General features: G+C 63.9%; 1 pseudogene. It reads left to right on the top strand.

The window, feature by feature from the left end:
* Nucleotides 1-11 precede the first annotated feature (11 nt).
* Nucleotides 12-288 (top strand): annotated as a pseudogene (locus tag EN851_RS37615) (VOC family protein); the annotation flags it as partial.

Genomic DNA, 288 nt, shown 5'->3' with positions numbered 1-288 from the left:
AGCTTGGACACATGGCGCTCATACGAAGGGACAACATCGGAATCGTCGTCGAGGGCCTCGACGCGACGGTTGATTTCTTTCGCGCGCTTGGCCTTGAACTCGAAGGGCGTGCCACGATCGAAGGAGAATGGGCCGGGCGCGTCACTGGACTGGGTGATCAGCACGTCGAGATTGCCATGATGCGCATGCCGGACGGCCACGGCCGGCTCGAGCTGTCCCGTTTCATCAGGCCGCCTGTCGTCGCCGATCACCGCAACGCCCCGGTGAACGCCTTGGGCTACCTCCGCG

The sequence above is a fragment of the Mesorhizobium sp. M8A.F.Ca.ET.208.01.1.1 genome (genome assembly GCF_004791315.1).
In the GTDB taxonomy this organism is placed as follows: Bacteria; Pseudomonadota; Alphaproteobacteria; order Rhizobiales; family Rhizobiaceae; genus Mesorhizobium.
This window is presented reverse-complemented; position numbering and strand designations above follow the sequence as displayed.